The organism is Pseudonocardia sp. EV170527-09 (assembly GCF_008369905.1).
In the GTDB taxonomy this organism is placed as follows: Bacteria; Actinomycetota; Actinomycetes; order Mycobacteriales; family Pseudonocardiaceae; genus Pseudonocardia.
Map to the genome: position 1 here is coordinate 1 of NZ_VRMC01000266.1, position 896 is coordinate 896.

Here is an 896-nt window from a genome sequence, read left to right on the forward strand (position 1 = left end):
TTGTAGCGGCGGATCTTCTTCAGCTCCGCCTCGAGTCGTCCGCTCTGGTGCGCGGCGGACAGTCTGGTGATCCAGTTGCTGGCGGTGTCGAACAGGACCGAGTGGCCGGCGTGCGCGGCCTTGACGCCGAGCCCGATCGCGAGGTGGGTTTTCCCGATCCCGGGCGGGCCGAGCAGGATCACGTTCTCGGCCTTCGCGACGAAGGTGCTGGTGGCGAGGTGGGCCAGGATGTCGCGGCGTAGCGAGGGCAGGTGGTCGAGGTTGAAGTCCTCCAGGGTTTTGACCTGCGGGAAGTGCGCGGTCCGGATCCGCATGACGGTGCCCTTGGACTCGCGGTCGGCGACCTGGCGTTGCAACAGCGCGCCCAGGTACTCTTCGTGCGACCAGTTCTCGGCGCGGGCCTGGGTGGCGAGTTGTTCCCAGCAGGCCGCGATCGTCGGGGTCTTCAGGACCCGGGTCAGGTAGGCGATCATCGCCGGTAACCCATCGGGAACCGCTGTCAGCACTGGTCCGGCCGGATCCGGGCTGGGGTCGGTGGCTGTTGTCGGTGCGCTGGTCATGAGCTGCTCGCTTCCTCGGCAGGGCCGTCCGGGCTGTTGCCCGGGCTCGGGGTGGGGGTGAAGTCGACGCCGAACAGGGCGTCGTAGTCGGGCAGCGCGCGCAGGGTCACCGGGTGCCCGTCGAGATGGCGCCGCTCGGCTTCGCGGCGCGAGTCGCGGTCGTGGGCAAGGGCGCGGCGCATCGTCGCGGCGGTGTCGCGATGGGCCGGGTCGGTGATCACCGCGTGGCGGGCCCAGCTGCGTTGGTGGCGGGCGACGACGTGCCCGGCGCAGTAGACGATGACCTTGTCCGGGGTGGCGGCGACGTCGACGAACCGGCCGATCACCTGCGGGTCC

The 896-nt window shown here is 70.3% G+C and carries 1 protein-coding gene and 1 pseudogene; both read right to left on the reverse strand.

Annotated features, from left to right (window positions below; genetic code table 11):
• Nucleotides 1-473: ATP-binding protein (locus FVA95_RS28995; protein ID WP_161992532.1), on the reverse strand; the 473-nt coding region annotated here is incomplete at its 3' end.
• Nucleotides 474-556: 83 nt separating this feature from the next.
• Nucleotides 557-896: pseudogene (locus FVA95_RS29000) on the reverse strand (hypothetical protein); the annotation flags it as partial.